This is a genomic window from Pseudomonas sp. UBA6310 (genome assembly GCF_002438225.1).
GTDB classification, from domain to species: Bacteria; Pseudomonadota; Gammaproteobacteria; order Pseudomonadales; family Pseudomonadaceae; genus Pseudomonas_O; species Pseudomonas_O kuykendallii.
Genome location: NZ_DJTK01000081.1, coordinates 131,775 through 132,962, shown reverse-complemented (window position 1 = coordinate 132,962; position 1,188 = coordinate 131,775). Strand labels below are relative to the sequence as shown.

Annotated in this window: 1 pseudogene; it reads right to left on the bottom strand. The window is 67.6% G+C overall.

Annotation, left to right across the window (positions count from 1 at the left end):
- Window positions 1-284: 284 nt before the first annotated feature.
- Window positions 285-1,188 (bottom strand): annotated as a pseudogene (locus tag B3E91_RS20035) (exodeoxyribonuclease V subunit gamma); the annotation flags it as partial.

The following is a 1,188-nucleotide window of genomic DNA, read 5'->3' as shown; positions in this document are numbered from 1 at the left end:
ACTCAGCCCGGGACAGACCAAAGTCCTCCTTAGGGCTTTGTGCTCGCTTGAAGTCAAGATAATGGTTTTCCAGAACATCACCCGGCTCCCAGTCCAACCGCTCAAGCAGCTCAACTAGCTGATTGGTATCCGGAATACTCATACACCGACCTCGTTGCTAATAGCTTGTGCAAGCAGCTTCTCTACTAGCCGCCGATTGCCGCCCGGCAAGGAGTCATAAAACATCACTTGAAACTCCAAATGGCGCTGGCAGTTCTGATCACACTGATAACTTAGGGGATTATTCATAACTCCTCATTCTGCCCACCGTGCGCCAACGCCAGCAGCGCCGGGCCGAGCAGCTGTTCGGCGAGTTGCTCGAAGCGTTCGCCGAGCGGGTCGCGGTCGCGGAAGGCCAGGGCGTACCAGGGGTCCAGCGCTTCGCCGGGAATCGGGCTGAAGTCGGCGCCGACCCAGGCGCTCTGCGCCGCGCCGCGGGCGGCCTCGAGGGGCTCCTTCTTGCTGCGCGCGCTGGGGGTGACCAGCGCCTTGGCGAAGTCGTGGCTGCTGCGGGTGAGGAACGGCAGCGGCGCGCTGAGCGCCTCGCGGTAGGCGGCCAGCCAGGGCTCCAGCAGCGCGTGCGGAGTGGTTTGCGGGCCGAGCTGCCAGTCGCCGGCCGGCGAGATCAGCAGGCTGTCGCGGGCGATCCCTTCGCCGGCGGCGACGTTCAGCAGCAGATGCCGCAGCCAGAAACCCGGCAAGTCCCAGGCGCCGGGCGCATAAAGCCGCCAGTCGAACAGGCCGCTGGCGGTCACGCCGTCGAGCCAGCCATGCACGCGCACGCCGGCCAGGGTGACATCCACCAGCAGCGGCTGCGGCGCATCCTCCGGGCGTGCCTCGAACAAGCGCGGGGCGAAGGCGCGCACCGGGCCGCGCAGCTTGCCCCACAGCGCGTGGCCGAGTTCGCCGGGCGGCAGCCAGCCGGCGGCGCGCGCGACGCGACGCTCATCCTGCTCGCTCCAGTCGCGCTCCACCGCTTGCAGTGCCAGGGTGCGCAGGCCACGGCGGGCCGGGCCTTCGAGGGCGAACGGCTCGTCGCTGGCGATGGCTTCTTCCTCGTCGGCCAGGCGCAAACCGAGGCGCTGTTCGAGGAGGAATCGCGCCGGATGGCGGAAGCAGTGCAGCAGCTGCGACGGCTCAATCGTGAGC